22 protein-coding genes are annotated in these 23,311 nt (G+C 74.2%); 13 read left to right on the top strand and 9 right to left on the bottom strand.

All coding sequences use genetic code 11. From position 1 onward, the window contains the following. Window positions 1–3: 3 nt before the first annotated feature. Window positions 4–825 (bottom strand): DUF2786 domain-containing protein, encoded by an 822-nt coding sequence (locus KPL59_RS28235; RefSeq protein WP_308187966.1) that lies wholly within the window; start codon window positions 823–825, stop codon window positions 4–6. A gap of 190 nt (window positions 826–1,015) precedes the next feature. Between KPL59_RS28235 and uvrC the strand changes: the two genes are divergently transcribed. From uvrC to KPL59_RS28180, 11 genes are all read left to right on the top strand, one after another. After that, a complete protein-coding gene (uvrC, locus tag KPL59_RS28230) occupies window positions 1,016–2,995 on the top strand; it encodes an excinuclease ABC subunit UvrC (RefSeq protein ID WP_226362576.1) in 1,980 nt (659 codons plus the stop codon). Continuing rightward, window positions 2,992–3,891 carry an RNase adapter RapZ gene (gene rapZ, locus KPL59_RS28225; RefSeq protein ID WP_226362575.1) on the top strand — a complete coding sequence of 300 codons (900 nt, stop codon included), beginning with the start codon at window positions 2,992–2,994 and terminating at the stop codon, window positions 3,889–3,891. The genes uvrC and rapZ overlap by 4 nt, the downstream gene beginning before the upstream one ends. 29 nt (window positions 3,892–3,920) lie before the next feature. Further along, window positions 3,921–4,952 carry a uridine diphosphate-N-acetylglucosamine-binding protein YvcK gene (yvcK, locus tag KPL59_RS28220; protein WP_043280574.1) on the top strand — a complete coding sequence of 344 codons (1,032 nt, stop codon included), beginning with the start codon at window positions 3,921–3,923 and terminating at the stop codon, window positions 4,950–4,952. Further along, on the top strand, window positions 4,943–5,938 hold the full coding sequence (gene whiA / locus KPL59_RS28215; protein ID WP_060711951.1) for a DNA-binding protein WhiA: 996 nt from the start codon (window positions 4,943–4,945) through the stop codon (window positions 5,936–5,938). The genes yvcK and whiA overlap by 10 nt, the downstream gene beginning before the upstream one ends. A gap of 53 nt (window positions 5,939–5,991) precedes the next feature. Then, window positions 5,992–6,780 (top strand): hypothetical protein, encoded by a 789-nt coding sequence (locus tag KPL59_RS28210; protein WP_226362574.1) that lies wholly within the window; start codon window positions 5,992–5,994, stop codon window positions 6,778–6,780. A gap of 312 nt (window positions 6,781–7,092) precedes the next feature. After that, window positions 7,093–8,106, top strand: coding sequence for a type I glyceraldehyde-3-phosphate dehydrogenase (gap, locus tag KPL59_RS28205; RefSeq protein WP_226362573.1), 1,014 nt, complete (start codon window positions 7,093–7,095; stop codon window positions 8,104–8,106). After that, complete coding sequence (gene pgk, locus KPL59_RS28200) at window positions 8,103–9,284, top strand: phosphoglycerate kinase (protein WP_226362572.1); 1,182 nt, start codon at window positions 8,103–8,105, stop codon at window positions 9,282–9,284. The genes gap and pgk overlap by 4 nt, the downstream gene beginning before the upstream one ends. Next, complete coding sequence (tpiA, locus tag KPL59_RS28195; protein WP_226362571.1) at window positions 9,284–10,072, top strand: triose-phosphate isomerase; 789 nt, start codon at window positions 9,284–9,286, stop codon at window positions 10,070–10,072. The genes pgk and tpiA overlap by 1 nt, the downstream gene beginning before the upstream one ends. Before the next feature lie 116 nt (window positions 10,073–10,188). Further along, complete coding sequence (gene secG, locus KPL59_RS28190) at window positions 10,189–10,422, top strand: preprotein translocase subunit SecG (RefSeq protein ID WP_020627703.1); 234 nt, start codon at window positions 10,189–10,191, stop codon at window positions 10,420–10,422. 28 nt (window positions 10,423–10,450) lie between these two features. Beyond that, on the top strand, window positions 10,451–10,792 hold the full coding sequence (locus tag KPL59_RS28185) for an RNA polymerase-binding protein RbpA (protein WP_020627702.1): 342 nt from the start codon (window positions 10,451–10,453) through the stop codon (window positions 10,790–10,792). Between the two features lie 62 nt (window positions 10,793–10,854). Continuing rightward, a complete protein-coding gene (locus KPL59_RS28180; protein ID WP_226362570.1) occupies window positions 10,855–12,111 on the top strand; it encodes a TrpB-like pyridoxal phosphate-dependent enzyme in 1,257 nt (418 codons plus the stop codon). Window positions 12,112–12,180: 69 nt separating this feature from the next. Here the strand turns inward: KPL59_RS28180 and KPL59_RS28175 are convergent, their stop codons facing one another. After that, a complete protein-coding gene (locus KPL59_RS28175) occupies window positions 12,181–12,603 on the bottom strand; it encodes a DoxX family protein (protein WP_226362569.1) in 423 nt (140 codons plus the stop codon). Between the two features lie 317 nt (window positions 12,604–12,920). Between KPL59_RS28175 and KPL59_RS28170 the strand changes: the two genes are divergently transcribed. Beyond that, window positions 12,921–14,240, top strand: a complete 1,320-nt coding sequence (locus KPL59_RS28170; protein WP_374111681.1) for an ammonium transporter — start codon at window positions 12,921–12,923, stop codon at window positions 14,238–14,240. Continuing rightward, on the top strand, window positions 14,237–14,575 hold the full coding sequence (locus KPL59_RS28165) for a P-II family nitrogen regulator (RefSeq protein ID WP_075306119.1): 339 nt from the start codon (window positions 14,237–14,239) through the stop codon (window positions 14,573–14,575). The genes KPL59_RS28170 and KPL59_RS28165 overlap by 4 nt, the downstream gene beginning before the upstream one ends. A 5-nt stretch (window positions 14,576–14,580) precedes the next feature. Here the strand turns inward: KPL59_RS28165 and KPL59_RS28160 are convergent, their stop codons facing one another. The 7 genes from KPL59_RS28160 to tal form a co-directional block, all read right to left on the bottom strand. Beyond that, complete coding sequence (locus KPL59_RS28160) at window positions 14,581–15,807, bottom strand: patatin-like phospholipase family protein (protein ID WP_226362567.1); 1,227 nt, start codon at window positions 15,805–15,807, stop codon at window positions 14,581–14,583. A 54-nt stretch (window positions 15,808–15,861) separates the two neighbouring features. Further along, complete coding sequence (gene purT, locus KPL59_RS28155; protein ID WP_226362566.1) at window positions 15,862–17,061, bottom strand: formate-dependent phosphoribosylglycinamide formyltransferase; 1,200 nt, start codon at window positions 17,059–17,061, stop codon at window positions 15,862–15,864. Between the two features lie 77 nt (window positions 17,062–17,138). Then, window positions 17,139–17,930 (bottom strand): 6-phosphogluconolactonase, encoded by a 792-nt coding sequence (gene pgl / locus KPL59_RS28150; RefSeq protein WP_226362565.1) that lies wholly within the window; start codon window positions 17,928–17,930, stop codon window positions 17,139–17,141. Continuing rightward, window positions 17,927–18,877, bottom strand: coding sequence for a glucose-6-phosphate dehydrogenase assembly protein OpcA (gene opcA / locus KPL59_RS28145; RefSeq protein WP_020626159.1), 951 nt, complete (start codon window positions 18,875–18,877; stop codon window positions 17,927–17,929). The genes pgl and opcA overlap by 4 nt, the downstream gene beginning before the upstream one ends. 40 nt (window positions 18,878–18,917) lie before the next feature. Beyond that, window positions 18,918–20,462 carry a glucose-6-phosphate dehydrogenase gene (gene zwf, locus KPL59_RS28140; protein WP_020626160.1) on the bottom strand — a complete coding sequence of 515 codons (1,545 nt, stop codon included), beginning with the start codon at window positions 20,460–20,462 and terminating at the stop codon, window positions 18,918–18,920. Window positions 20,463–20,504: 42 nt separating this feature from the next. After that, a complete protein-coding gene (locus KPL59_RS28135; protein WP_226362564.1) occupies window positions 20,505–22,193 on the bottom strand; it encodes a hypothetical protein in 1,689 nt (562 codons plus the stop codon). Continuing rightward, window positions 22,194–23,303, bottom strand: a complete 1,110-nt coding sequence (tal, locus tag KPL59_RS28130) for a transaldolase (RefSeq protein WP_043280211.1) — start codon at window positions 23,301–23,303, stop codon at window positions 22,194–22,196. It abuts the gene before it with no gap. Window positions 23,304–23,311: the final 8 nt, after the last annotated feature.

Below are 23,311 nucleotides of genomic sequence, written 5' to 3'. Positions count from 1 at the left end.
GGCTCAGGCGCCGATGGCCGGCGCCCCGGCCCGGCGGTCCAGGACCGGGCCGCCCAGGTCGGCCCGGTCGGCCGCGGCGGCCCCGTGCCGGAACCCGCTGCCCGACACCTGCGGGCGGCGGGCGCGACGCAGCCTGCCGAACTCGGCGTCGTAGGCGCGGTCCACCTCGGCGCCCCGGTCGGCCAGCACCAGCTCGGTCGACGCCGCCGCCCGCCCGGTCTCCGCCTCGGTCTCGCCCAGTGCCGAGCGCTCGGCCGCGCACAGCCGCTCGTACACCCGGCCCGCGAAGCCGTAGATCCAGGACCGCCGGTAGGCCGCCACCGACTCGCCGGGGTCCGGCGGGCGGACCGCGGCCAGCGCGGCCGTGGCCTGCAGCAGCAGCGACGTGTAGAGCAGCTCCACCCGCTCCCGGTCCGAGGCGAACCCGAACACGGTGACCGCGGCGACCGAGCCGCCCCGCTGGTCGTGCATCACCCAGCGGCACCGCAGCGCCGACGCCGTCCACCCCAGCAGCCGGGCCTTCGCCCCGCTGTAGGGGTTGTCGACGGTGATCCGGCTCCGGCCGATCGGATCGGCCCGCGCCCCGGCACCGGGTGCCGCGGCCAGCAGCGCCTCGTCGATCCCGTGCCGCGCCATGAGCGCGAACGCCTTGTCGGTGTAGATCTCGGCCTCGTCCGGCGTGCCGGCCCGCTCCGCCTTCGCCAGCAGCTTCCGGATCCGGTCCAGCCGGGCCCCGGGCACCTGCTCTCCCGGCGCGGTGCCGATCTCGGTGCCGGTGTCGGTGCCGGTGTCGGTGCGGGGGCCGGTCTCCTGCGCGGTGGCCACGGCGGTCTCCTCGGGCTCGGTAGGGTCGAACTCGTGTTCGAGGGCGAGGTGTACCGGACCCTACCGACAGTTCCGGCGGCGCCGCGCGAGGTCCCCGGTCGACACGCGTCCCTACACCTCGTCCGGGGCCCCCGCCGAGACCGGGGCCGGACCGGGACTGTCGGTGCCCGCAACTACCCTGGGAGTCACCATGGCCGACCCCAGCACCTACCGTCCGGCGACCGGGACGATCCCGGAGTCGCCCGGGGTGTACCGCTTCTCCGACCCGCGCGGCCGGGTGATCTACGTCGGCAAGGCCAAGAGCCTGCGGCAGCGGCTGAACTCCTACTTCGCCGACCTGTCCGGCCTGCACCCACGCACCCGGCAGATGGTCACCACCGCGTCGAAGGTGGAGTGGACGGTCGTCGGGACCGAGGTCGAGGCCCTCCAGCTCGAGTACAACTGGATCAAGGAGTACGACCCGCGGTTCAACGTCCGCTACCGCGACGACAAGAGCTATCCCGTGCTCGCCGTGACGATGCACGAGGAGTACCCGCGGCTGCACGTCTACCGCGGCCCGCGTCGCAAGGGCGTGCGCTACTTCGGCCCGTACGCCCACGCCTGGGCCATCCGCGAGACCCTCGACCTGCTGCTGCGGGTCTTCCCCGCGCGCACCTGCTCGACGGGGGTGTTCAAGCGGCACGGCCAGATCGGGCGGCCCTGCCTGCTCGGCTACATCGACAAGTGCTCCGCCCCGTGCGTGGGCAAGGTCACCGCGGACGAGCACCGGGAGATCGTCGAGAACTTCTCCGAGTTCCTGTCCGGGCGCACCGACCGGATGGTGCGCCGGCTCGAACGCGACATGGCCGAGGCCTCGGAGAACCTCGAGTTCGAGCGCGCCGCCCGGCTGCGCGACGACCTCGGCGCCCTGCGTCGCGCCCTGGAGAAGCAGGCCGTCGTGCTGGGTGACGGCACCGACGCCGACGTCGTCGCCTTCGCCGAGGACGAGCTGGAGGCCGCGGTCCAGGTCTTCCACGTCCGCGGCGGTCGGGTCCGCGGCCAGCGCGGCTGGGTCGTCGACAAGGTCGAGCCCACCGACACCGAGCAGCTCGTGGAGCGGTTCGTCTCCCAGTTCTACGGCGAGCAGCACGCACTCGCCGGCGCCGCCGACGACGCGGCCCAGCCGGTGCCCAAGGAGATCCTGGTCCCGGTGCTGCCCGCCGAGACGCCCGCGCTGGAGCGCTGGCTGACCGGGCTGCGCGGGTCCAGGGTGCAGATCCGGGTGCCGCAGCGCGGCGACAAGCGGGACCTCGCCGCGACCGTCGCACGCAACGCGAAGGAGGCGTTCGCCCAGCACAAGCTGCGCCGTGCGGGGGACCTCACCGCCCGCTCGGCCGCCCTGCAGGAGATCCAGGAGAACCTGGAGCTCGACCAGGCCCCGCTGCGCATCGAGTGCATCGACATCAGCCACGTGCAGGGCACGAACGTCGTCGCCTCGCTGGTGGTCTTCGAGGACGGGCTGCCCCGCAAGTCCGAGTACCGCCGCTTCGAGATCCGCGACGCCGCGGCGGAGGGCGACGTCGCCTCGATCGCCGAGGTGGTGCGGCGCCGGTTCCGCCGCTACCTGGCCGAGACGGCCGACGAGCCCGCCCCCACCGAGGGCTCCGGCGAGGTCGCGCCGGGCGACACCGTCCGCACCGGGATCGACCCCGAGACCGGGCGGCCCAAGAAGTTCGCCTACCCGCCGAACCTGCTCGTCGTCGACGGGGCGAAGCCGCAGGTCGACGCCGCCGCGGCGGAGCTCGCCGCGCTGGGCATCACCGACGTCGCGGTGTGCGGGCTGGCCAAGCGCCTCGAAGAGGTATGGCTGCCCGACGACACCGACCCGGTGATCCTGTCCCGGACCAGCGAGGGGCTCTACCTGCTGCAGCGCATCCGGGACGAGGCGCACCGGTTCGCCATCACCTATCACCGCCAGCGTCGTTCGCAGGGCATGACGGCGTCCGCGCTCGACGGGGTCCCCGGGCTCGGCCCGGCCCGCAGACAGGCGCTGCTCAAGCACTTCGGGTCGGTGCGCAAGCTGCGCGCCGCCGACGTCGACGAGATCGCCGGCGTGCCCGGCTTCGGTCGCCGGACCGCCGAGTCCGTGGTCGCGGCCCTGCACGCCGGAACCGAGGGGGAGAAGGCATGACCGAGGACAACGGCGAGGCGCCCGCGGGCCCGGGGATCGAGGTCGCGGTGGTCAGCGGCCTGTCGGGGGCCGGGCGCAGCACCGCGGCGAAGGTCCTGGAGGACCTGGGCTGGTTCGTGGTGGACAACCTGCCGCCGGAGCTGATCGCCACGATGGTCGAGCTCGGGTCGCGGGCCCGGGGCGAGGTGGCCCGGATCGCGGTGGTGATGGACGTGCGCTCGCGTGCGTTCACCGACGACCTCGGCGCCGTGATCAAGGACCTCGACGGCCGCGGCTACCGGCCGAAGCTGCTGTTCCTGGAGGCCTCCGACGCAGTGCTGGTGCGCCGCTTCGAGCAGAACCGCCGCTCGCATCCCCTGCAGGGCGCCGGGCGCATCACCGACGGGCTCAACGCCGAGCGCGAGGTGCTGCGCCCGCTCCGCGAGGACGCCGACCTCGTCGTCGACACCTCGAACCTGTCGGTGCACGACCTGCGCACCCGGATCGAGGGCTCGTTCGCCCAGGAGAGCGCGCCCGCCGCGACCCGGGTGACGGTGCTGTCGTTCGGCTACAAGTACGGCCTGCCGCTGGACTCCGACCTCGTCGTCGACGTGCGGTTCCTGCCCAACCCGCACTGGATCCCCGAGCTGCGCCCGTTCACCGGCCGCGACCAGGAGGTCAGCGACTACGTGCTGTCCCAGGAGGGCGCGGAGGAGTTCGTCGACCGCTACCTGGAGCTGCTCGATCTGGTCGGGGCCGGCTACCGGCGCGAGGGCAAGCGCTACCTGACCGTGGCCGTCGGCTGCACCGGCGGCAAGCACCGCTCGGTCGCGATCTCGGAGGAGATCGGGCGCCGGCTCGCCGACCGCGAGGGCATCCAGGTCAACGTCGAGCACCGCGACATGGGGCGGGAGTGAGCCCACGCCCGCCCGAGCACGGCGGGGGACTGCGGGTGGTCGCGCTCGGCGGCGGGCACGGCCTGCACGCCACGCTGACCGCGCTGCGCCGGTGCCCGCCGGTCACCGACATCACCGCCGTGGTCACCGTCGCCGACGACGGCGGTTCCTCCGGGCGGCTGCGCCGCGAGCTCGGTCTGCTCCCGCCCGGCGACCTGCGGATGGCGCTGGCCGCCCTCGCCGGTGACGACGAGCGGGGTCGCTTCTGGTCCGGGCTGGTCCAGCACCGCTTCGGCGGGACCGGCGCCCTGGCCGGGCACGCGGTGGGCAACCTGCTCCTCGCCGGGCTGCTGGAGCGCGACGGCGACCCGGTGCGGGCGCTGGCGACCGTCGGCGAGCTGATGGGCTGTGCCGGGCGGGTGCTGCCGATGGCCCGGGTGCCGCTGGACATCGAGGCGGAGGTCGCGCTGGACGGCGTGGACGGTGCCCACCTGATCCGGGGGCAGGTCGCCGTCGCCGCCACCCCCGGCCGGGTGCGCCGGGTCTGGCTGCGGCCCGAGAGCCCGCCGGCCTGCGACGAGGCCGTGCGTGCGGTGCGCGACGCCGACGTCGTGCTGCTCGGACCCGGCTCGTGGTTCACCAGCGTGCTCCCGCACCTGCTGGTGCCGGGGCTGCGTGCGGCACTGCTGGAGACCGCGGCGGCCCGGGTCGTGCTGCTCAACCTGGCCCCCGAGCCGGGGGAGACCGCCGGCTTCTCCCCCGAACAGCACCTTGAAGTACTGTCCGGGCACGCTCCCGGGCTGCGGGTGCACGCCGTCCTGGCCGACGCCGGGTCGGTGAGCCTGCCGGACCGGCTGGACGCGGCCGCCGCCGACCTGCTGGTCCCCGGCGGGCGGGTGTGGTCGGCCGCCGTCGCCGACGCCCGGGCGTCGACCCCACGTCACGACCCGGACGCACTGGCCGGGGCACTCGTCGACGTGTTCGGTGCTCTGGCCCCCGGCCGGATCCCGGCGGAGAACGGCACCCACGACAGCCCGCAGCACGACAGCCCGCAGCGTGGAAGGAGCTCCCGATGGCCATGACCGCCACGGTGAAGGACGAGCTGAGCCGGCTCACCGTCACCAAGCAGTCGTCGCGGCGTGCGGAGGTCGCCTCGTTGCTCCGCTTCGCGGGCGGCCTGCACATCGTGGGCGGCCGGGTGGTGATCGAGGCCGAGGTCGACACCGGCTCGGTCGCCCGCCGGCTGCGCCGCGAGATCCACGAGCTCTACGGCCACACCGCCGACGCGCACGTGATCACCGCGGGCGGGCTGCGCCGCAGCGCCCGCTACGTGATCCGGGTGATCCGCGACGGCGAGGGGCTCGCCCGCCAGACCGGGCTGCTCGACAACCGGGGCCGCCCGGTGCGCGGGCTGCCGCCGCCCGTGGTCTCCGGTGACCTGTCCGACGCCGAGGCGGCCTGGCGCGGCGCGTTCCTCGCGCACGGCTCGCTGACCGAGCCGGGCCGCAGCTCCGCCCTGGAGGTCACCTGCCCCGGCCCGGAGGCCGCGCTGGCGCTGGTCGGCGCGGCACGCAGGCTGGGTGTCACGGCGAAGGCCCGCGAGGTCCGCGGCGCCGACCGGGTCGTCGTCCGCGACGGCGACGCGATCGGCGCGCTGCTGACCAGGATGGGCGCCCACCAGAGCGTGCTGTCCTGGGAGGAGCGGCGGATGCGCCGCGAGGTCCGGGCGACGGCGAACCGGCTGGCGAACTTCGACGACGCCAACCTGCGCCGTTCGGCACGGGCCGCGGTCGCCGCGGCGGCCCGGGTCAGCCGCGCCCTGGAGATCCTCGGCGACGAGGTGCCCGAGCACCTGCAGGCCGCCGGCCGGCTGCGGGCCGAGCACACCCAGGCGTCGCTGGAGGAGCTGGGTCAGCTGGCCGACCCGCCGATGACCAAGGACGCGGTGGCCGGCCGGATCCGGCGGCTGCTGCAGACCGCGGACAAGAAGGCCGCCGAGCTCGGCATCCCCGACACCGAGTCCGCCGTCACCGCCGAGATGCTCGAGGAGGACGGCGGCGGGCGCTGACCCCGGTCACACCCCGTCACGAGAGGTTGCGCAGCGTCGGGCATGATGCCCTCGTGACGATCCCGGGCTCCACCCTCCTCGCCGTCCATCTCGATCGATCCAGCACGCTGCGGCCGCTCCTGCCCGCACTGCGCTCCGGTCTCGCCGACCTGCTCGCCGAGCAGGACGCCCACGACGGTGACCTGCAGGTCGTCGTCGCCACCGGGGACGACCTCACCCGCTCGCTGCCCGACGGCACGCACCCGCCCGCCGTCCCGGTCGGTGCCGGCGAGGCCCGGACCGCACTGCCCGCGAAGCTCCGCCCGCTGGGCGGCCCGGACCTGCGCGGCGGCGCGGCCCGGCTGCTCGGCGCCGTCGGCGACGAGCTCGCCGCCCGCGACGAGGCCGACCGCCCCGAGCGGGTCGTCGTCCTGCTCGTCGGGGAGGGCGCCGTCGGTGACACCTCCGCGGTCCGCGAGCGCATCGTCCACCAGCAGAACACCTACGCCTGGGAGTTCGTGCTGGTCGACGTGACCACCGGCACGATCCCGGCCACCGCCGGTGCCCGGGCGGCCGCGTCCGAGGAGAACCGGGGCGAGGGCGGGGACGCCGCCGTCGCCGTCGCCGAGCGCCCCGCGGGCGACGGTGCCGAGCGGTTCGGTGTGCCGGCCACCGCGACCATCACCGCAGGCCCCGGGGCCGCCGGCGTGACCGCCGCACTGTCCGCGGCGTCGGCGTTCGTGACCCGGGCCCGTGCCGGGCGACCGCACGAGCCGGTCGAGGGCTTCTCCGACGACGAGCGCGCCGCCGCCGACGTCCCCGACACCCGTCCGGGCTGGCGCCGCCTGCTCCGCCTGGCCTGAGCACCCACCCGACGGCCCCGTGACCCGCCCGGGCACGGGGCCGCCGGGTGTCCGGATACCGGCCGGTACCGGTCCGTCCCCACACCGGGGACCGTCCGGAGCGCTCCGACCGTGCCTGACCGCGGAGCGCGGCGCAGGTCACGGGCCCTACGGGCGTCGCGACGGCCGATGCGCCGATAGGGTGGCTGCCGAGCACGGCACGCGCCGGCGCCCGCACGGGTGCCGACCCGCGATCGACCTGCCACACCCCACCGCCGGGACCCGGCGGGCCGGGGGAGAAGACGACAGGCACGACGAGCCCTGGAGGCATCTGTGACGGTCCGCGTAGGAGTCAACGGCTTCGGCCGCATCGGCCGGAACTTCTGGCGGGCGGTGGACGCCCAGCGCGCCGCCGGCACCACGGACATCGAGATCGTCGCGGTGAACGACATCACCGACAACGCGACCCTCGCGCACCTGCTGAAGTACGACTCGATCCTCGGGCGCCTGCCCTACGAGGTCAGCACCTCCGGCGACGAGATCGTCGTCGACGGCAAGGGCTTCAAGGGCCTGGCCGTCCGCGACCCCGCCGAGCTGCCCTGGAAGGACCTGGGCGTCGACGTCGTCGTCGAGTCGACCGGCATCTTCACCAAGCGCGAGGCCGCGGCCAAGCACCTCGACGGCGGCGCCAAGAAGGTCGTCATCTCCGCCCCGGCGACCGACGAGGACATCACCATCGTCAAGGGCGTCAACGACGGCGACTACGACGGCTCGCAGACGATCATCTCCAACGCGTCCTGCACCACGAACTGCCTCGCCCCGCTGACGAAGGTCCTCGACGACCTGCTCGGGATCGAGAAGGGTCTGATGACCACGATCCACGCCTACACCCAGGACCAGAACCTGCAGGACGGCCCGCACAAGGACCTGCGCCGCGCCCGCGCCGCCGCCCTCAACGTCGTCCCCACCTCCACCGGTGCGGCGAAGGCGATCTCGCTGGTCATGCCGCACCTCAAGGGCAAGCTCGACGGCTACGCGCTGCGGGTGCCGATCCCCACCGGCTCGGCCACCGACCTGACCGTCGACGTCCGCAAGGAGGCGTCGGTCGAGGAGATCAACGCGGCGTTCAAGGCGGCCGCCGAGGGCCCGCTCAAGGGCATCCTCAAGTACACCGAGGACCCGATCGTCTCCTCCGACATCGTGACCGACCCGCACTCGACGATCTTCGACGCCGGTCTGACCAAGGTCATCGGCAACCAGGTCAAGGTCGTCGGCTGGTACGACAACGAGTGGGGCTACTCCAACCGGCTCGTCGACATCACCGGTCTGGTGGCGTCGAAGCTGTGAGGACCCTCGACGACCTCGTCGCCGAGGGCGTGCAGGGCCGGACCGTCCTGGTCCGCAGCGATCTGAACGTTCCCCTCGACGACGACCGGAACATCACCGACGACGGCCGCATCCGCGCGTCCGTGCCGACGATCAACGCCCTCTACGAGGGCGGCGCCCGGGTCGTCGTCACCGCGCACCTCGGCCGTCCGAAGAACGGGCCGGACGAGAAGCTCTCGCTGGCCCCGGTCGCGCAGCGGCTCGGCGAGCTGCTCGGCGCCCCGGTGCGCCTGGTGGAGCTCGGCAGGCCGCTGCCCTCGATGGCCGCCGGTGACGTCGTGCTGCTGGAGAACATCCGGTTCGACGCCCGCGAGACCAGCAAGGACGACGCCGAGCGCGGCGCGTTCGCCGACGAGCTCGTCGCCCTGGTCGGCGAGGACGCGGCGTTCGTGTCCGACGGGTTCGGCGTGGTGCACCGCAAGCAGGCGTCGGTCTACGACGTCGCCCAGCGGCTCGACCCCTACGCCGGCGGGCTCGTCCTGTCCGAGGTCGAGGTGCTCCGCACCCTGACCGGGAACCCGGAGCGGCCGTACGCGGTCGTGCTCGGCGGCTCGAAGGTCTCGGACAAGCTCGCTGTGATCGAGGCGCTGCTGCCCAAGGTCGACACCCTGCTCGTGGGCGGCGGGATGTGCTTCACGTTCCTGGCCGCCCGGGGCCACGGCGTCGGGTCCTCGCTGCTGGAGGCCGACCAGGTCGAGGTCTGCCGGACGCTGCTGGAGTCCGGCAAGATCGTCCTGCCGACCGACGTCGTCGTCGCCGATGCCTTCTCCGCGGACGCGAACACGAAGACGGTGTCGGTCGAGGAGATCGCCGACGGCTGGATGGGCCTGGACATCGGGCCCGACTCGGTGCGGGAGTTCGCGGCCCGCATCGCCGCCGCGAAGACCATCTTCTGGAACGGCCCGATGGGCGTGTTCGAGCTGGCGCCGTTCGCCGAGGGCACCCGCGGTGTGGCGCAGGCGATCGCGGACGGCGACGCCTTCTCCGTCGTCGGTGGCGGGGACTCCGCCGCCGCGGTCCGGGCGCTCGGCATCGCCGAGGACGCCTTCTCCCACATCTCCACCGGGGGCGGCGCGTCCCTGGAGTTCCTGGAGGGCGCGACCCTGCCGGGCGTCGCCGTGCTGGAGGAGAACGCCTGATGGCCACCCGCAAGCCGCTGATCGCCGGCAACTGGAAGATGAACCTCCACCACCTCGAGGCCATCGCGGTGGTGCAGAAGCTCGCCTTCGCCCTGCCCGACCGCTACCTCGACAAGGTCGAGGTCGCCGTCCTGCCGCCGTTCACCGACATCCGCAGCGTGCAGACGCTGATCGACGGGGACAAGCTGCGCCTCGTGCACGGGGCCCAGGACGTGTCCCCGCACGACTCCGGTGCCTACACCGGAGACGTGTCGGGGGTCATGCTGGCCAAGCTGGGCTGCACCTACGTCGTCGTCGGGCACTCCGAGCGCCGCGAGATCCACGGCGAGGACGACGCCGTCGTCAACGCCAAGGTGCACGCCGCGCTCAAGCACGGGCTCACCCCGATCCTGTGCGTCGGTGAGGGCCTGGACGTCCGCGAGGCCGGCACCCACGTGCAGCACTGCACCGAGCAGCTGCGCGCGGCGCTGAAGGGCGTCACCGCGGAGCAGGCCGCCGGGATCGTGCTCGCCTACGAGCCGGTCTGGGCGATCGGCACCGGCAAGGTGGCGGGTCCGGCCGACGCGCAGGAGGTCTGCGCCGCGCTGCGCGCGACGCTGGCCGAGCTGTACTCCGACGAGGTGGCCGGCGGCGTCCGCATCCTCTACGGCGGCTCGGTGAAGTCGTCGAACGTGGGCGAGATCGTGGCCCGGCCCGACGTCGACGGCGCGCTCGTCGGCGGCGCCAGCCTGGACGCCGAGGAGTTCGCGAAGCTCTCGGCGATCGCCGCGGGCGGCCCGCTCCCGTGACCGGCGACCACTAGCACCGGCACGACCACCGCGGCCCCGGTCCCCTCGTGAGGGGGCCGGGGCCGCTGGAGTATTCTCGGCCACTCCGGCGAGCGACCACTGATGGGGAAGCGCACGTGATCCTGACCCTCCAGATCATCCTGATCGTGACCAGCCTCCTGCTGATCGCGATGGTCCTGCTGCAGCGCAGCAAGGGTGGTGGTCTGACCAGCCTCTTCGGTGGCGGCGTGCAGTCGAGCCTGTCCGGCTCGGCGGCGGCGGACCGCAACATCGCTCGCTACACGGTCTTCGTCGGCCTCATCTGGCTCATCGCGGTGGTCGGCAACGGCCTGCTGCTGGCCACCGGCTGACGGTCGGACGGACGAGAGGGAGCGGGACATGGCAGGCGGCAACGCGATCCGCGGTACCCGGGTCGGTGCGGGACCGATGGGCGAGAACGAGCGGGGCGAGACCGCCCCGCGCGAGCGCATCCCCTTCTACTGCGCGAACGGGCACGTCAACAACACCTGGTTCGCCGCGGAGGCCGAGGTCCCCGAGACCTGGGACTGCCCGCGCTGCGGGCTGCCGGGCGGGCGCGACGCGGAGAACCCGCCCGCCGCGCCCCGCACCGAGCCGTACAAGACGCACCTGGCGTACGTGAAGGAGCGGCGCAGCGACGCCGACGGGGAGGCCATCCTCGAGGAGGCCCTCGGCCGGCTGCGGGCGTCCCGGGAGCTCTGACCCCGAACCCACGGACCGCCCGGGTCGTGACCGGGCACACGTTCCGGTTAGATTCGGTGGTCATGAGCCGCTGGACGCTGCCCCCGGACCGGATCCCCTCGGCGTGGTTCAACGTCGTGCCGCACCTGCCGACGCCGCCGCAGCCGCCCCTGCACCCCGGGACCCGAGAGCCGGTGGTCCCGGACGACCTGGCTCCGCTGTTCCCGGCCGCCCTGATCGAGCAGGAGGTCAGCGCCGAGCCGTGGATCGACGTCCCCGGTGAGGTCCTCGACATCCTGCGGCTCTGGCGGCCCACGCCGCTGGTCCGCGCGACCCGGCTGGAGAAGGCGCTGGGCACCCCGGCGCGCATCTACTTCAAGGACGAGTCGATCTCGCCCTCGGGCAGCCACAAGACGAACACGGCGGTGGCCCAGGCGTTCTACAACGCCCGGGAGGGCACCACCCGGCTCACCACCGAGACCGGCGCCGGCCAGTGGGGGACCGCGCTGGCGTTCGCGTCCGCCCAGTTCGACCTGGACCTGAAGGTCTACATGGTGCGAGCGTCCTACGGGCAGAAGCCCTACCGGCGGATCGCGATCGAGACCTGGGGCGGGGAGGTCGTGCCGTCCCCGGTCGACGAGCCCGACCAGCCCGGCTCACTGGGCTCGGCCATCTCCGACGCGGTCCGCGACTGCGTCGGCCGCTCCGACACCCACTACGCACTCGGCTCGGTGCTCAACCACGTGCTGCTCCACCAGACCGTGATCGGTCTGGAGGCCAAGGAACAGCTGGCGCTGGCGGGGGAGCGGCTGCCCGACGTCGTCATCGCGCCCTGCGGCGGCGGGTCCAACCTGGGCGGCATCTCCTTCCCGTTCGTGCCGGACTCCGGCGTGCGGCTGCTCGCCGTCGAGCCGCTGTCCTGCCCGACGCTGACCCAGGGCCGCTACGACTACGACTTCGGCGACACCGCGGGTCTCACCCCGCTCATGCCGATGTACACCCTGGGCCACGACTTCGTGCCGCCGTCGATCCACGCCGGCGGGCTGCGGTACCACGGTGACTCGCCGCTGGTGTCGTCGCTGGTCAAGGACGAGCGGATGGAGGCCGTCGCCTACCCGCAGGGCAAGGTGTTCGAGGCCGCCATCCAGTTCGCGCGCGCCGAGGGCAAGATCCCGGCGCCGGAGTGCGGGCACGCCATCGCCGCCACCATCGACGAGGCGCTCGCCGCGAAGGAGACCGGGGAGGAGAAGGTGATCCTCTTCAACTACTGCGGCCACGGCTTCCTCGACCTCGCCGCCTACGACGACTACACCCACGGCCGGCTCGACGAGACGGGCTGAGCCCCCGGGCACGTGACGACGGCCCGGCACCCCCGTGGCGGGAGTGCCGGGTCGTCACCGTGCGGGCGGTCAGCGGCGCACGCTACGGACCAGGGCCGCGGTGTCGTGGCGGCGGGCCCAGGCGACCACGCACACCGCCACCAGGGTCAGCGCCGGGAAGGCGACCATCGCGGGCATCAGCACCACGGTGACCGCGGTGGCCCCCACCATCAGCACCACCTGGCAGGTTGCGGCGAGCCCGCACAACCGCGGGACGAGCAGCGCCACCGCGCCCGCCAGCTCCAGCCACCCGACGACGACCATCCCGGCCGTCCCCAGCCCCAGCAGGTCGAAGCCGGCGACCGCGACCGGGTCGGCGCCGATCTTCGGCACGGCGGCCATGACGAAGATCCCGGCGAGCAGCACCTGCAGCACCCACAGGCCCACGGTGGCGGCGCGCGGCCGGCGGGGACGGGCGGTGGTGGACGCGTACTCGGTGCGGATGGCGCTCATGACGGTCTCCCTCGGTGATGCGGTCCCGGGCCGGGGCCGCCGTCGCAGGAGGAGACCGCACCCCGCGCCGGAACTCATCGGTCCGGTCCTGCTCCCGGTCCGGTCCGTGCCGTCGGTGCCGTGTGTCGCATGGGCGGCGTCTGCGTGCCCCGCGCCGGGTGCCCGGACCCGACACTCATCGGAAACCACGCATGGTTGCTCCACGAAACACCGCGGGCGAACGATCCCTGCCGGGGTCGGGGAACTGCGACGACGGAGGACGCGTGGGCGTGAATGCGGGAGACACCGCGTGGGTGCTGGTCAGCGCCGCGCTGGTGATGTTGATGACGCCGGGACTGGCGTTCTTCTACGGCGGGATGACCCGCAGCAAGTCCGTGCTCAACATGCTGATGATGAGCACCATCTGTCTGGCCGTGGTCAGCGTCCTGTGGGCGCTGTACGGCTACAGCTGGGCCTTCGGCAACGACGTGGGCGGCGGCCTCCTCGGCGGCGGCGAGTTCGCGGGGCTGGCGAACACCGTCGGCGCGATGGTCGGCGTCGGCAGCGACTCGGCCCCGTGGCCGGGGCCCGACGCCCTGCCCGCGTTGGCGTTCGTGATGTTCCAGCTCATGTTCGCGGTCATCACCCCGGCCCTGATCTCCGGCGCCGTCGCGGACCGCACGAAGTTCTGGGGCTGGACCGCCTTCGTCGTGCTCTGGGTGACCATCGTGTACTTCCCGGTCGCGCACTGGGTGTTCGCCTTCGACGGGTTCACCGGCCCGGACAACGTCGGCGGCTGGATCGCCAACACCCTCAAGGCCGAGGACTTCGCCGGCGGCACCGCGGTGCACATCAACGCCGGTGCCGCGGCGCTCGCGCTGGCGATCGTGCTCGGCAAGCGGCGCGGCTGGCCGCGCGAGCCGATGCGCCCGCACAACCTGCCCTTCGTGCTGCTGGGCATGGCGCTGCTGTGGTTCGGGTGGTTCGGCTTCAACGCCGGTTCCGCGCTCGCCGCCGGTGACCTCGCCGCGACGGCGTTCACCAACACCATGCTCGCCACCGCGACCGCGCTGATCGGGTGGCTGCTCGTGGAGCAGTTCCGCGACGGGCGTCCCACCACCCTCGGTGCGGCCTCGGGTGCCGTCGCCGGGCTGGTGGCGATCACCCCGGCCTGCGGGTTCGTGCGGCCGGTCGGGGCGCTGGCCATCGGGCTCATCGCCGGTGCGGTGTGCGCGCTGGCCGTCGGGCTGAAGTTCCGGTTCGGCCTCGACGACTCCCTCGACGTCGTCGGCGTCCACCTCGTCGGCGGCATCGTGGGCACCCTGCTCATCGGCTTCTTCGGCGACAACAGCGTCAACTCCGCCGCCGCCGGCGACAACGGCCTGTTCTACGGCGGTGGATTGGCCCAGCTGGGCCGTCAGGCACTCGCCGCGGGCGCGGTGCTGCTGTACTCCTTCGTCGTCGCGCTGGTCCTCGGTTACCTGATCAAGGTGACCATCGGGTTCCGCATCGACGAGGAGAACGAGGCCACCGGCATCGACGAGACCGAGCACGCCGAGACCGCCTACGACTTCTCGTCGCTGGGCACCCGCGCGCTCGCCGGGGCCTCGCGCCCCGCGACGCCGGCCACCCGCGAGCCCGTGGGGGAGACCCGATGAAGCTCGTGACCGCCATCGTCAAGCCGTTCGCCCTGGAGGACGTCCGCGCCACGCTCGAACGCCTCGGCGTGCTCGGGCTGACCGTCGGGGAGGTCCGCGGGCACGGCAGGCAGAAGGGGCACACCGAGATCTACCGCGGCGCGGAGTACTCGGTGGACTACGTGCCCAAGGTGCGCATCGAGACCGTCGTCGACGACGACCTCGTCGACAAGGTCGTCGACGCCGTCGCCGAGGCGGCGCGCACGGGCAAGATCGGCGACGGGAAGATCTGGGTGCAGCCGGTCGAGACCATCGTGCGGGTCCGCACGGGCGAACGCGGCAGCGACGCCGTCTGAGCCGGTCAGCGCGTCGCCGGGCGGGCCGTCCGGCGACGCGCGACCCCGCCCGCGGGTGCGGTTCCCGCCGCGTGCGCCGCACCCAGCTCCACCGCCGCGGCGGCGAACGCCGGGTCGAAGAACAGGAAGCTCAGCAGCTCCGCGCCGTGGGTGGTGTCGGCGTCCGGCACCGCGCCGCCCACCAGCCGTTCCAGCACGGCCAGCGACGGGTTCCGCAACGCGCGCAGCCCGCCGTACTCGCGGCGGCGCACCGCGTCGGCCAGCTCCGCCAGCTCGGTGGCCCGGTCGGCCGGCGGCCCGGCGAACCAGGTCGCGATCCGGCGGTGCCGCCGGTCCTCGCCGCGCTCGACCAGCGCGTTGACCGCACGCAGGGTCCGCAGGTCCTCGGTCACCCCGGCGCCCAGCACGATGCGCAGCGCCAGCGCGGCGACCGCGTACACGTCGGGCACCCGGTCGCCGGGGGACAGCGCTGCGGCGGACGCGCCGAACGGGACATCCGGTGTCGTCGCGACGACCCCGACCCGGTCGGCGCCCAGGCGCGGCGCGGGCTTCAGCGGGGTGTTGAGCCGGACCCCGCCGTCGAGGTACCAGCCGGCCGCCTCCCCCTCGATGCGGCGCGGCGCGAACAGCACCGGCACCGCGGCCGAGGCGAGCAGGTGGTCGGGGCCCAGCCGGGCGTCGACGTAGCGGATGTCGCGCCCCGGGTCGTACGGCGGCAGCGCCACCTCCGGCCCGCGCTCGACGAACACCGTGGTCCCGCCGGTCCCGGCCGCGGTGCACGCCACGCCGACGGCGTCGACCCGGCCGCGGGCGACGGCGTCGTGCAACCGGTCCCAGTCGACGACCCGGTCCACCACCGGGCGCAGCCGGTCGGCGTCCAGGAGCCGGGTCACCCGGTCCGGCACCAGCAGCAGCCTGCGCAGCCACGACGGGACCCCGGCGAGGTCACCGAGGTAGGCCGCGGTCGCCTCCACCGCCGACGACGGCAGCGCCACCACCTCGTCGGTGCGCACCGAGGACCACCGGGCGACGAGCTCGGCGGCCGCGGCGTCCGGGGCGGCATCGGCCAGCCCGGCCAGCGCGGCCACGTTCAACGCGCCCGCGCTCGTGCCGACCAGCACCGACGGCGCCGACCACGTCCTCGCCATCCTCGGAAGGAGCTCGGTCAGCGCACCCGCCTCGTAGGCCCCGCGCGCCCCGGCGCCGGCCACGACGAGTCCGGTCCGAGCCACCCCGCCAGGCTACCCGCGGTGGCCCCTCCCCAGGGCGACGGCGGGGACCCGCCGTCAGTCCCGCGGCACCGGCCGGACGTGACTGGCGGCGCGGGTCGCGCGCTCCCGGGCGGTGTCGACGTCGTCGGCGTGGGCGACCGCGACGCCCATCCGGCGCCGCTCGGTCGCGGTGGGCTTGCCGAACAGCCGCAGGTCCGCGCCCTCGACCGCGAGCGCCTCGGCGACGCCCTCGTAGGCGGGGGCGTCCATGTCCTTGCCGCCGTAGACCACCGCCGACGCACCCGGGGAGCGCAGTGCGGTGTCCACCGGCAGGCCCAGCACGGCGCGGGCGTGCAGCTCGAACTCCGAGAGCCGCTGGGTCGCCAGGGTGACCAGGCCGGTGTCGTGCGGGCGCGGGCTGACCTCGGAGAACAACACGGTGTCCCCGCTCCCGTCGCGGCCCTCCCGGACGAACAGCTCCACCCCGAACAGCCCCCACCCACCGAGTGCCTCGGTGATCCGGGCCGAGACGTCGCGGGCGGCGGCCAGCGCGGCGTCGGACATGGGCTGGGGCTGCCAGGACTCGACGTAGTCGCCGGACTCCTGGCGGTGCCCGATCGGCTCGCAGAACGCGGTGCCGTCGGCGTGCCGGACGGTGAGCTGGGTGATCTCGTAGTCGAACTCGACGAAGCCCTCGACGATCACCCGCGGGTTCGACACCCGGGCGCCGGTGCGGGCGTGCTCCCAGGCGGCCTCGGCGTCGTCGGCGCTCTGCAGGACCGACTGCCCCTTGCCCGACGACGACATCACCGGCTTGAGCACGCACGGCAGCCCGACCGTGGCGACCGCGTCGCGGACCTCGTCGAGGGTGTCGGCGAAGACGTAGGGGGAGGTGGGCAGACCCAGCTCCTCGGCGGCGAGGCGCCGGATGCCCTCGCGGTCCATGGTCAGCTTCGCGGCCCGTGCCGTCGGCACCACGGTCGTCCCGGCCGCCTCGATCTCCAGCAGCGCACCGGTGGCGATGGCCTCGATCTCGGGGATGACGAGATCGGGCGCCTCCTGCTCGATGAGCGTCGCCAGCGTCACCGGGTCGGTCATGTCGATCGCGTGCCAGCGGTGCGCCACCTGGTGCGCGGGTGCGTGCGGGTAGCGGTCGACGGCGACGACCTCCACGCCCAGGCGCTGGAACGCGATCGCGACCTCCTTGCCCAGCTCACCCGAGCCGAGCAGCAGCACGCGGGTGGGGTCCGGGCCGAGCGGGGTGCCGATACGCATGACGGGGACCCTAACCGCAGGTCCACCTGCGGCACCCCGCCCGGGCGCGGCATCTCACATCCGCGCCCGGGCCGTGGTCAGGACACCCGGGCGACGAACCCGTCGGGCAGCTCCGCGGCCGCCTCGGTGTCGAGCAGCCAGCGGGTCGTGACGGTGCCGCGGGCCCCGCCGACCGGCAGCTCGGTCTCCGGCGTGCCGGTGAGCGCACCCGCGACGGCCGGTGCCTTGCCCGACCCGGCGGCGACCACCCACACCTCGCGGGAGCGGCGCGCCGCGGCCAGGGTCAGCGAGATCCGGGTCGGCGGCGGCTTCGGGCAGTCGAACACCGCGACGACCGTCGCCGCCTGCTCGTGCACGGCGGGGGAGTCGGGGAACACCGACAGGGTATGGCCCTCCTCGCCCATCCCGACCAGGGTCACGTCGAACGCCGGGATGCCGTCGTCGTCGGGGCCCGCCAGGTCGTCGAGCAGCCGCGCGTAGTCGGCCGCGGCGGCCAGCGCGTCCTCGCGGGTGCCGCCGCCGGGCGGGGCCGCGGGCATCGGGTGCACCCGGGCCGGGTCCAGCGGGAGCGCGTCGAGCAGCGCCTCGCGGGCCTGGCGGTCGTTGCGCTCGGCGTCGTCGGCGGGGACGAAGCGCTCGTCGCCCCAGAACAGCTCCACCCGGGCCCAGTCGACGGCGTCGCGCGCGGGGGAGGCGGCGACGTCGCGCAGCAGCGCGATCCCGACCCCGCCGCCGGTGAGCACCAGCCGCGGCACGGTGCCCGCGGCCTGCAGGTCCACCAGCGCGGTGACCAGCCGGGCAGCGGTCGCCGCGGCGAGGGTGTCCTTGTCCGGGTGCACCGCGACCCGGACCTGCGACGCGGCGCTCACGCGCGCACCTTCACCGGGGTGCGGCCGCGGGTCACCTTCGACACCCCGGCGAGGGCCTCGGCGTACACCTCGTCCGGGTCGAGCCTGCGCAGCTCCTCGGCGAGGCAGTCCGACACCTGCCGACGCGCCAGCGCGATGAGGCGCTCCGGCTGCCCGGGCTGGCTCAGCCGGGCGGTCTTGCCGTCCGGTCGGGCCAGCTCGACGTCACCGGAGGGGCGCGTCAGCCGGACCAGGGCGAGCCCGTTGTCCTTCTCCGACGGCGAGCGCTTCACCTTCACGCCCAGGCTCGCGGCGAGCCAGCCCGCGATCAGCTCGGTGGACGGCGACACCGCCTCCCCGGCGACGACCGCCGACGTGATGCCCTCGAACGGCGGCACGTCCAGCGCCGCGGCCAGCTGGGCCCGCCACTGGGTGAGGCGGGTCCAGGTCAGGTCGGTGTCGCCGGGCGCGTAGTCCTTGCGGCGTGCCTCGAAGGCCTTCACCGGGTTCTTCGCCGACAGCGCGTCGGTGATGCGGCGCTGCGCGAGACGGCCCACCGCGTCCTCCGACGGCGAGGCCGGCGCCTCGTTCGGCCACCACGCGACGACCGGGGCGTCGGGCAGCAGCAGCGGCATGACCATCCCGGCGCCCGCGTCCACATCGGCCAGGGCGCCGTAGCCACGGAGCAGGATGACCTCGCTCGCGCCGGCGTCGCCGCCGACCCGGATCTGGGCGTCGAGCCGCGGCGAGGCCCGGCGCTGCCCGCGGGCCAGCACGATCACCCGGCAGGGGTGCTCGCGGCTGGCCGTGTTCGCGGCGTCCACGGCCCGCTCCAGCTCCGGGCCGTCCTCGGTCAGCACGACCAGGGTCAGCACCCGGCCCAGCGCGAACACGCCGCCGGACTCGCGGAGCTCGACGAGCTTGCGGTTGACCGCCGAGGTGGTGCTCGACGGGAGATCGATGATCACGATGGGGTCTCCGTCTTCTCCGCGACTGCCGTCGGTCCGCTCACGGCCGCCTCCAGTGGCGTCCGGTGCGGGCGAGCATCTCCTCGGCCGAGGTCGGACCCCAGGACCCCGCGGGGTAGGAGTCCGGGCCGCGCTCGTCGGCGGCCCAGTGCTCCAGCACCGGGTCCAGGATCTCCCACGACCGCTCGACCTCCTCGTTCACCGGGAACAGCGACGGCTCGCCCAGCAGCACGTCGAGGATGAGGCGCTCGTAGGCCTCCGGGGACGCCTCGGTGAACGCGTTGCCGTAGCCGAAGTCCATCGTGACGTCGCGGACCTCCATCTGGCTGCCCGGCACCTTCGACCCGAACCGCATGGTGACGCCCTCGTCCGGCTGCACCCGGATGACCAGGGCGTTCTGCCCCAGCTCCTCGGTCATCGTCGCGTCGAACGGCAGGTGCGGCGCACGCTTGAACACCACTGCGATCTCGGTGACGCGCCGGCCCAGGCGCTTGCCGGTGCGCAGGTAGAACGGCACCCCTGCCCAGCGGCGGTTCTCGACCTCGCAGGTGATCGCGGCGAAGGTCTCCGTGGTGGACTCGGGGTTGAAGCCCTCCTCCTCCTTCAGCCCCGGCACCTGCTCGCCGCCCTGCCAGCCGCCCTCGTACTGGCCGCGGGCGGTGGTGGCGTCGAGCGGGTGTGCGAGCTTGACCGCCTTGAGGACCTTGATCTTCTCCGCGCGCAGCTCGTCGGAGGAGAACGACGTCGGCTCCTCCATCGCGGTGAACGCGAGCAGCTGCAGCAGGTGGTTCTGGATGACGTCGCGGGCCGCGCCGATGCCGTCGTAGTAGCCGGCGCGACCGCCCAGGCCGATGTCCTCGGCCATGGTGATCTGGACGTGGTCGACGTAGTTGGCGTTCCAGATCGGCTCGAACAGCTGGTTGGCGAACCGCAGCGCCAGCACGTTCTGGACGGTCTCCTTGCCGAGGTAGTGGTCGATGCGGAACACCGAGTCCTCGGGGAAGACGTCGTTGACGATGGCGTTGAGCTCGATGGCCGAGGTCAGGTCGTGGCCGAACGGCTTCTCGATGACGACCCGCCGCCAGACGTCCGGGTCCTCCTGGGCGGACAGTCCGGAGCGGGCGAGCTGCTTGCAGACCACCGGGAACGCGCCCGGCGGGATCGACAGGTAGAACGCGTGGTTGCCGCCGGTGCCGCGCTTCTCGTCGAGCTCGCGCACGGTGCGCTCCAGCTCGTCGAAGGCGGCGTCGTCGTCGAAGGAGCCCTGGACGAACCGCAGCCCCTCGGCGAGGTGGTCCCACACCTCCTGCCGGAACGGGGTGCGGGCGTGCTCGCGCACGGCCTCGTAGACGACCTGGCCGAAGTCCTCGTTGTCCCAGTCGCGCCGGGCGAAACCGGTGAGGGCGAAGCCCGGCGGCAGCAGTCCCCGGTTGGCGAGGTCGTAGATCGCGGGCATGAGCTTCTTGCGTGACAGGTCCCCCGTCACTCCGAAGATCACCAGTCCGCAGGGGCCGGCGATCCGGGGGAGCCGCTTGTCACGGGGGTCGCGCAGCGGGTTGGTCCGTCCGCCGTTCGCGGTGGGCATCGCCCCTCCTAGTACTGGTGTTCTCGTGATCGGGACACCGGGTCACGGCTCTGTCGACGACTGTGCCGATGTCTGTGTCGATGTCACGGCCCTGGCCAGGGTGACCAGCCCGGCGAGCCGGTCGGTCAGGTGCAGCCGCAGCACCGGACGTCCCCGGCGTCGCTGGTCGTCGATGACCGCCCGGGCCTGTGCCGCGTGCAGGCTATCCAGTCCCGGGCCGGGCGGCGAGGCGCCCGCGCCGACGGATCCCGGAAGATCACCGCCGGATCCGTTCCCGGTCAGGTGACAGTGCACCGCGACGTCCGGTGCACCGGTGTCGCCGCTGCGGCAGGCCGGGGCCCAGCCGAACGCGACGGGCAGCCCGAGCCGGGCCACCAGTGGCCCGCGCAGCACCGAGACCGAGGCGTCGGACTCCGGGTCCAGCCAGGCCGAGACGACCGCCGGTGCCCCGTCGGCGACGGCGGCCAGCGCGTCGAGCGCACCGGCGACGGTGCGGGTGCCGGCCGGCAGCCAGTCCCCGGCGTGCACCGCGATCCCGCCGTCGACGAACGACGGCGCGGGGTCGGTGCCGTCGGCGGGCGCGGGTGGGGCGGGCGCGAACGGGTCGGTGTCGAGCACCCGCCCGGCCAGCGCCGCGGCGGCCTGCCACAGCACGACCGCGGCCCCCGGTCCGGCGTCGAGCCGCACCGCGCCGTGGCCCGGCCCGGGCCGCGGCCCGGTGCCGTCGGCGTGCACGTCCACGACGCCCGCGGGAGCGGTGGGCTCGCGGGGGCCGGGGCCCGCGCCGACCGGCTCGTCGGGCGGCACCGGCACGACGGTGAGCCCGGCGGCGGTGAGCAGCGGGGCCAGCCAGCCGGTCAGGGCGGGGGAGCGCTCGACGTCGCGCAGGGCGAGCAGCGAGCCGCGGCCCGCGACGAGCGCACCGGCCAGCAGCAGCGCCGGGTTGTCCGGGTCGTCGGCGGCCAGTGCCCGCTCGGCGGCGACGGCGTCGCCCAGGACGGCGGGCACGTCCGCTCCGGCGAGCCCAGCGGGGACCAGCCCGAGCGGTCCCAGCACGCCGAAACGGCCGGGCACGTCGGCGTCGAGGGTGACCACGACCGGACCGGGGTCGGCGGGGACGTCCAGCGGCGAGCCGGGCTCGGTCAGGTGCACGGTGCGCGCGGCGAGTGCCTGCGCGCCGACCTCCTCGGCGATCGCGGCGGCGACCACCCGGGTGACGGCCGCGACGACCGGGTCGGTGCCCGCCGCGTCGGCGACGACGAGGACGGTCTCGGCGAGCTCCCCGGACAGCGCCTCCGCGACCTGCACCGGGTCCGCGGAGTCCAGTGCGGTCAGCCGGGTCCCGTCCGGGGCGGTCCCGGCGACCACCCGGGCCGCGGCGACCGCGTCGGGCGTGCCGACGAGCAGCACCCGGTGCGCACCGGCGACGGCGAACCGCTCGCGCAGCGCGGCGACCTGGCCGACGAGTGGCCGGCTGCGGGTGGCGAGCCCGGCCCAGCCGGTGCGGGGCGGGGCACCCGCTGCGCGGGGCCCCCAGACGCTGGGGTCGCCGTCGGCGAGCCGGGAGGCGACGGTCTCGCCGGCCAGCTCGGCGGCGATCCGCCGGGCCGCCCCGGCGAACGGCTCACCGGCGAGCCGTACCCGCACCGGGGAGGGTGCGGGTACGGCCGGGCCGCCGGTGGCGGCGGAGCCGAGGTCGGCCCCGTCGCCACCGGGAGTGACCTCGTCCAACTACTTCGCGGAGTCGAGCTGGCCGCGGACGGTGTCCTGCAGCTCGGTCCAGGACTTCTCGAACTTCTCGACGCCCTCGTTCTCCAGGGTGAGGAACACGTCGTCGAGGTCGATGCCCTGGCCCTCCAGGTCGGTGAAGACCTGCTGGGACGCCCCGGCGGTGTCGGTGACCTTGTCCCCGTTCACCTCGCCGTGGTCGGCGAAGGCCAGCAGGGTCTTCTCCGGCATCGTGTTGACGGTGTTGTCCACGACCAGCTCGGACACGTACAGCGTGTCCGGGTAGTCGGGGTTCTTCACCCCGGTCGAGGCCCACAGCGGGCGCTGGGCGTGCGCACCCTTCGCGGCGAGGGCGTCCCAGCGGGCGCCGGAGAACGCGTCGCGGTAGGCGGCGTAGGCCAGCCGCGAGTTCGCGACGGCCGCCTTCCCGCGCAGACCGAGCGCCTGCTCGCCGCCGATCGCCTCGAGCCGCTTGTCGATCTCGGAGTCCACACGGGACACGAAGAACGAGCCGACCGAGTGGATCCGGGACAGGTCCTGGCCGTTCTCCAGGGCCTGCTCCAGGCCGGTCAGGTAGGCGTCCATCACGAGCTTGTAGCGCTCGACGGAGAAGATCAGCGTCACGTTCACGCTGATGCCCTCGGCGGTCGCCCGGGTGATGGCCGGCAGGCCCTCCTCGGTCGCCGGGATCTTCACCAGCAGGTTCGGCCGGTCGACGGCCTTGGACAGCTCGCTCGCCTGGGCGGCGGTGCCCTCGGTGTCGTGCGCCAGCCGCGGGTCCACCTCCAGCGAGACCCGGCCGTCGACGCCGCCGGTGCGCTCGAAGACACCGGAGAACACGTCGCAGGCCTGCTGCACGTCGGCGACGGTGATCTCGCGGATCGCGGTGTCGACGTCGGCGCCGCGCGCGGCCAGCTCGCGGACCTGGGCGTCGTAGGCGGCGCCGTCGGACAGCGCGCCCGCGAAGATCGTCGGGTTGGTGGTGACCCCGACGACGTGCTTGTCCTCGATGAGCTCGGCCAGGTTGCCCGAGGTCAGCCGTTCGCGGGACAGGTCGTCGAGCCAGATGGAGACTCCGGCCGCGGAGAGTGCGGCCAGTCGGTCGTTGCTCACGTTCGCTC

Source organism: Pseudonocardia sp. ICBG1142, from assembly GCF_020496255.1.
Classification (GTDB): domain Bacteria; phylum Actinomycetota; class Actinomycetes; order Mycobacteriales; family Pseudonocardiaceae; genus Pseudonocardia.
This window is presented reverse-complemented; position numbering and strand designations above follow the sequence as displayed.

Coding starts and splice junctions, on each gene's coding strand:
- uvrC (WP_226362576.1), top strand. CDS start 1,016: ATGGCCGACCCCAGCACCTACCGTCCGGCGACCGGGACGATCCCGGAG.
- rapZ (WP_226362575.1), top strand. CDS start 2,992: ATGACCGAGGACAACGGCGAGGCGCCCGCGGGCCCGGGGATCGAGGTC.
- whiA (WP_060711951.1), top strand. CDS start 4,943: ATGGCCATGACCGCCACGGTGAAGGACGAGCTGAGCCGGCTCACCGTC.
- tpiA (WP_226362571.1), top strand. CDS start 9,284: ATGGCCACCCGCAAGCCGCTGATCGCCGGCAACTGGAAGATGAACCTC.
- KPL59_RS28185 (WP_020627702.1), top strand. CDS start 10,451: ATGGCAGGCGGCAACGCGATCCGCGGTACCCGGGTCGGTGCGGGACCG.
- KPL59_RS28180 (WP_226362570.1), top strand. CDS start 10,855: ATGAGCCGCTGGACGCTGCCCCCGGACCGGATCCCCTCGGCGTGGTTC.
- KPL59_RS28175 (WP_226362569.1), bottom strand. CDS start 12,603: ATGAGCGCCATCCGCACCGAGTACGCGTCCACCACCGCCCGTCCCCGC.
- KPL59_RS28170 (WP_374111681.1), top strand. CDS start 12,921: ATGTTGATGACGCCGGGACTGGCGTTCTTCTACGGCGGGATGACCCGC.
- KPL59_RS28165 (WP_075306119.1), top strand. CDS start 14,237: ATGAAGCTCGTGACCGCCATCGTCAAGCCGTTCGCCCTGGAGGACGTC.
- purT (WP_226362566.1), bottom strand. CDS start 17,061: ATGCGTATCGGCACCCCGCTCGGCCCGGACCCCACCCGCGTGCTGCTG.
- zwf (WP_020626160.1), bottom strand. CDS start 20,462: ATGCCCACCGCGAACGGCGGACGGACCAACCCGCTGCGCGACCCCCGT.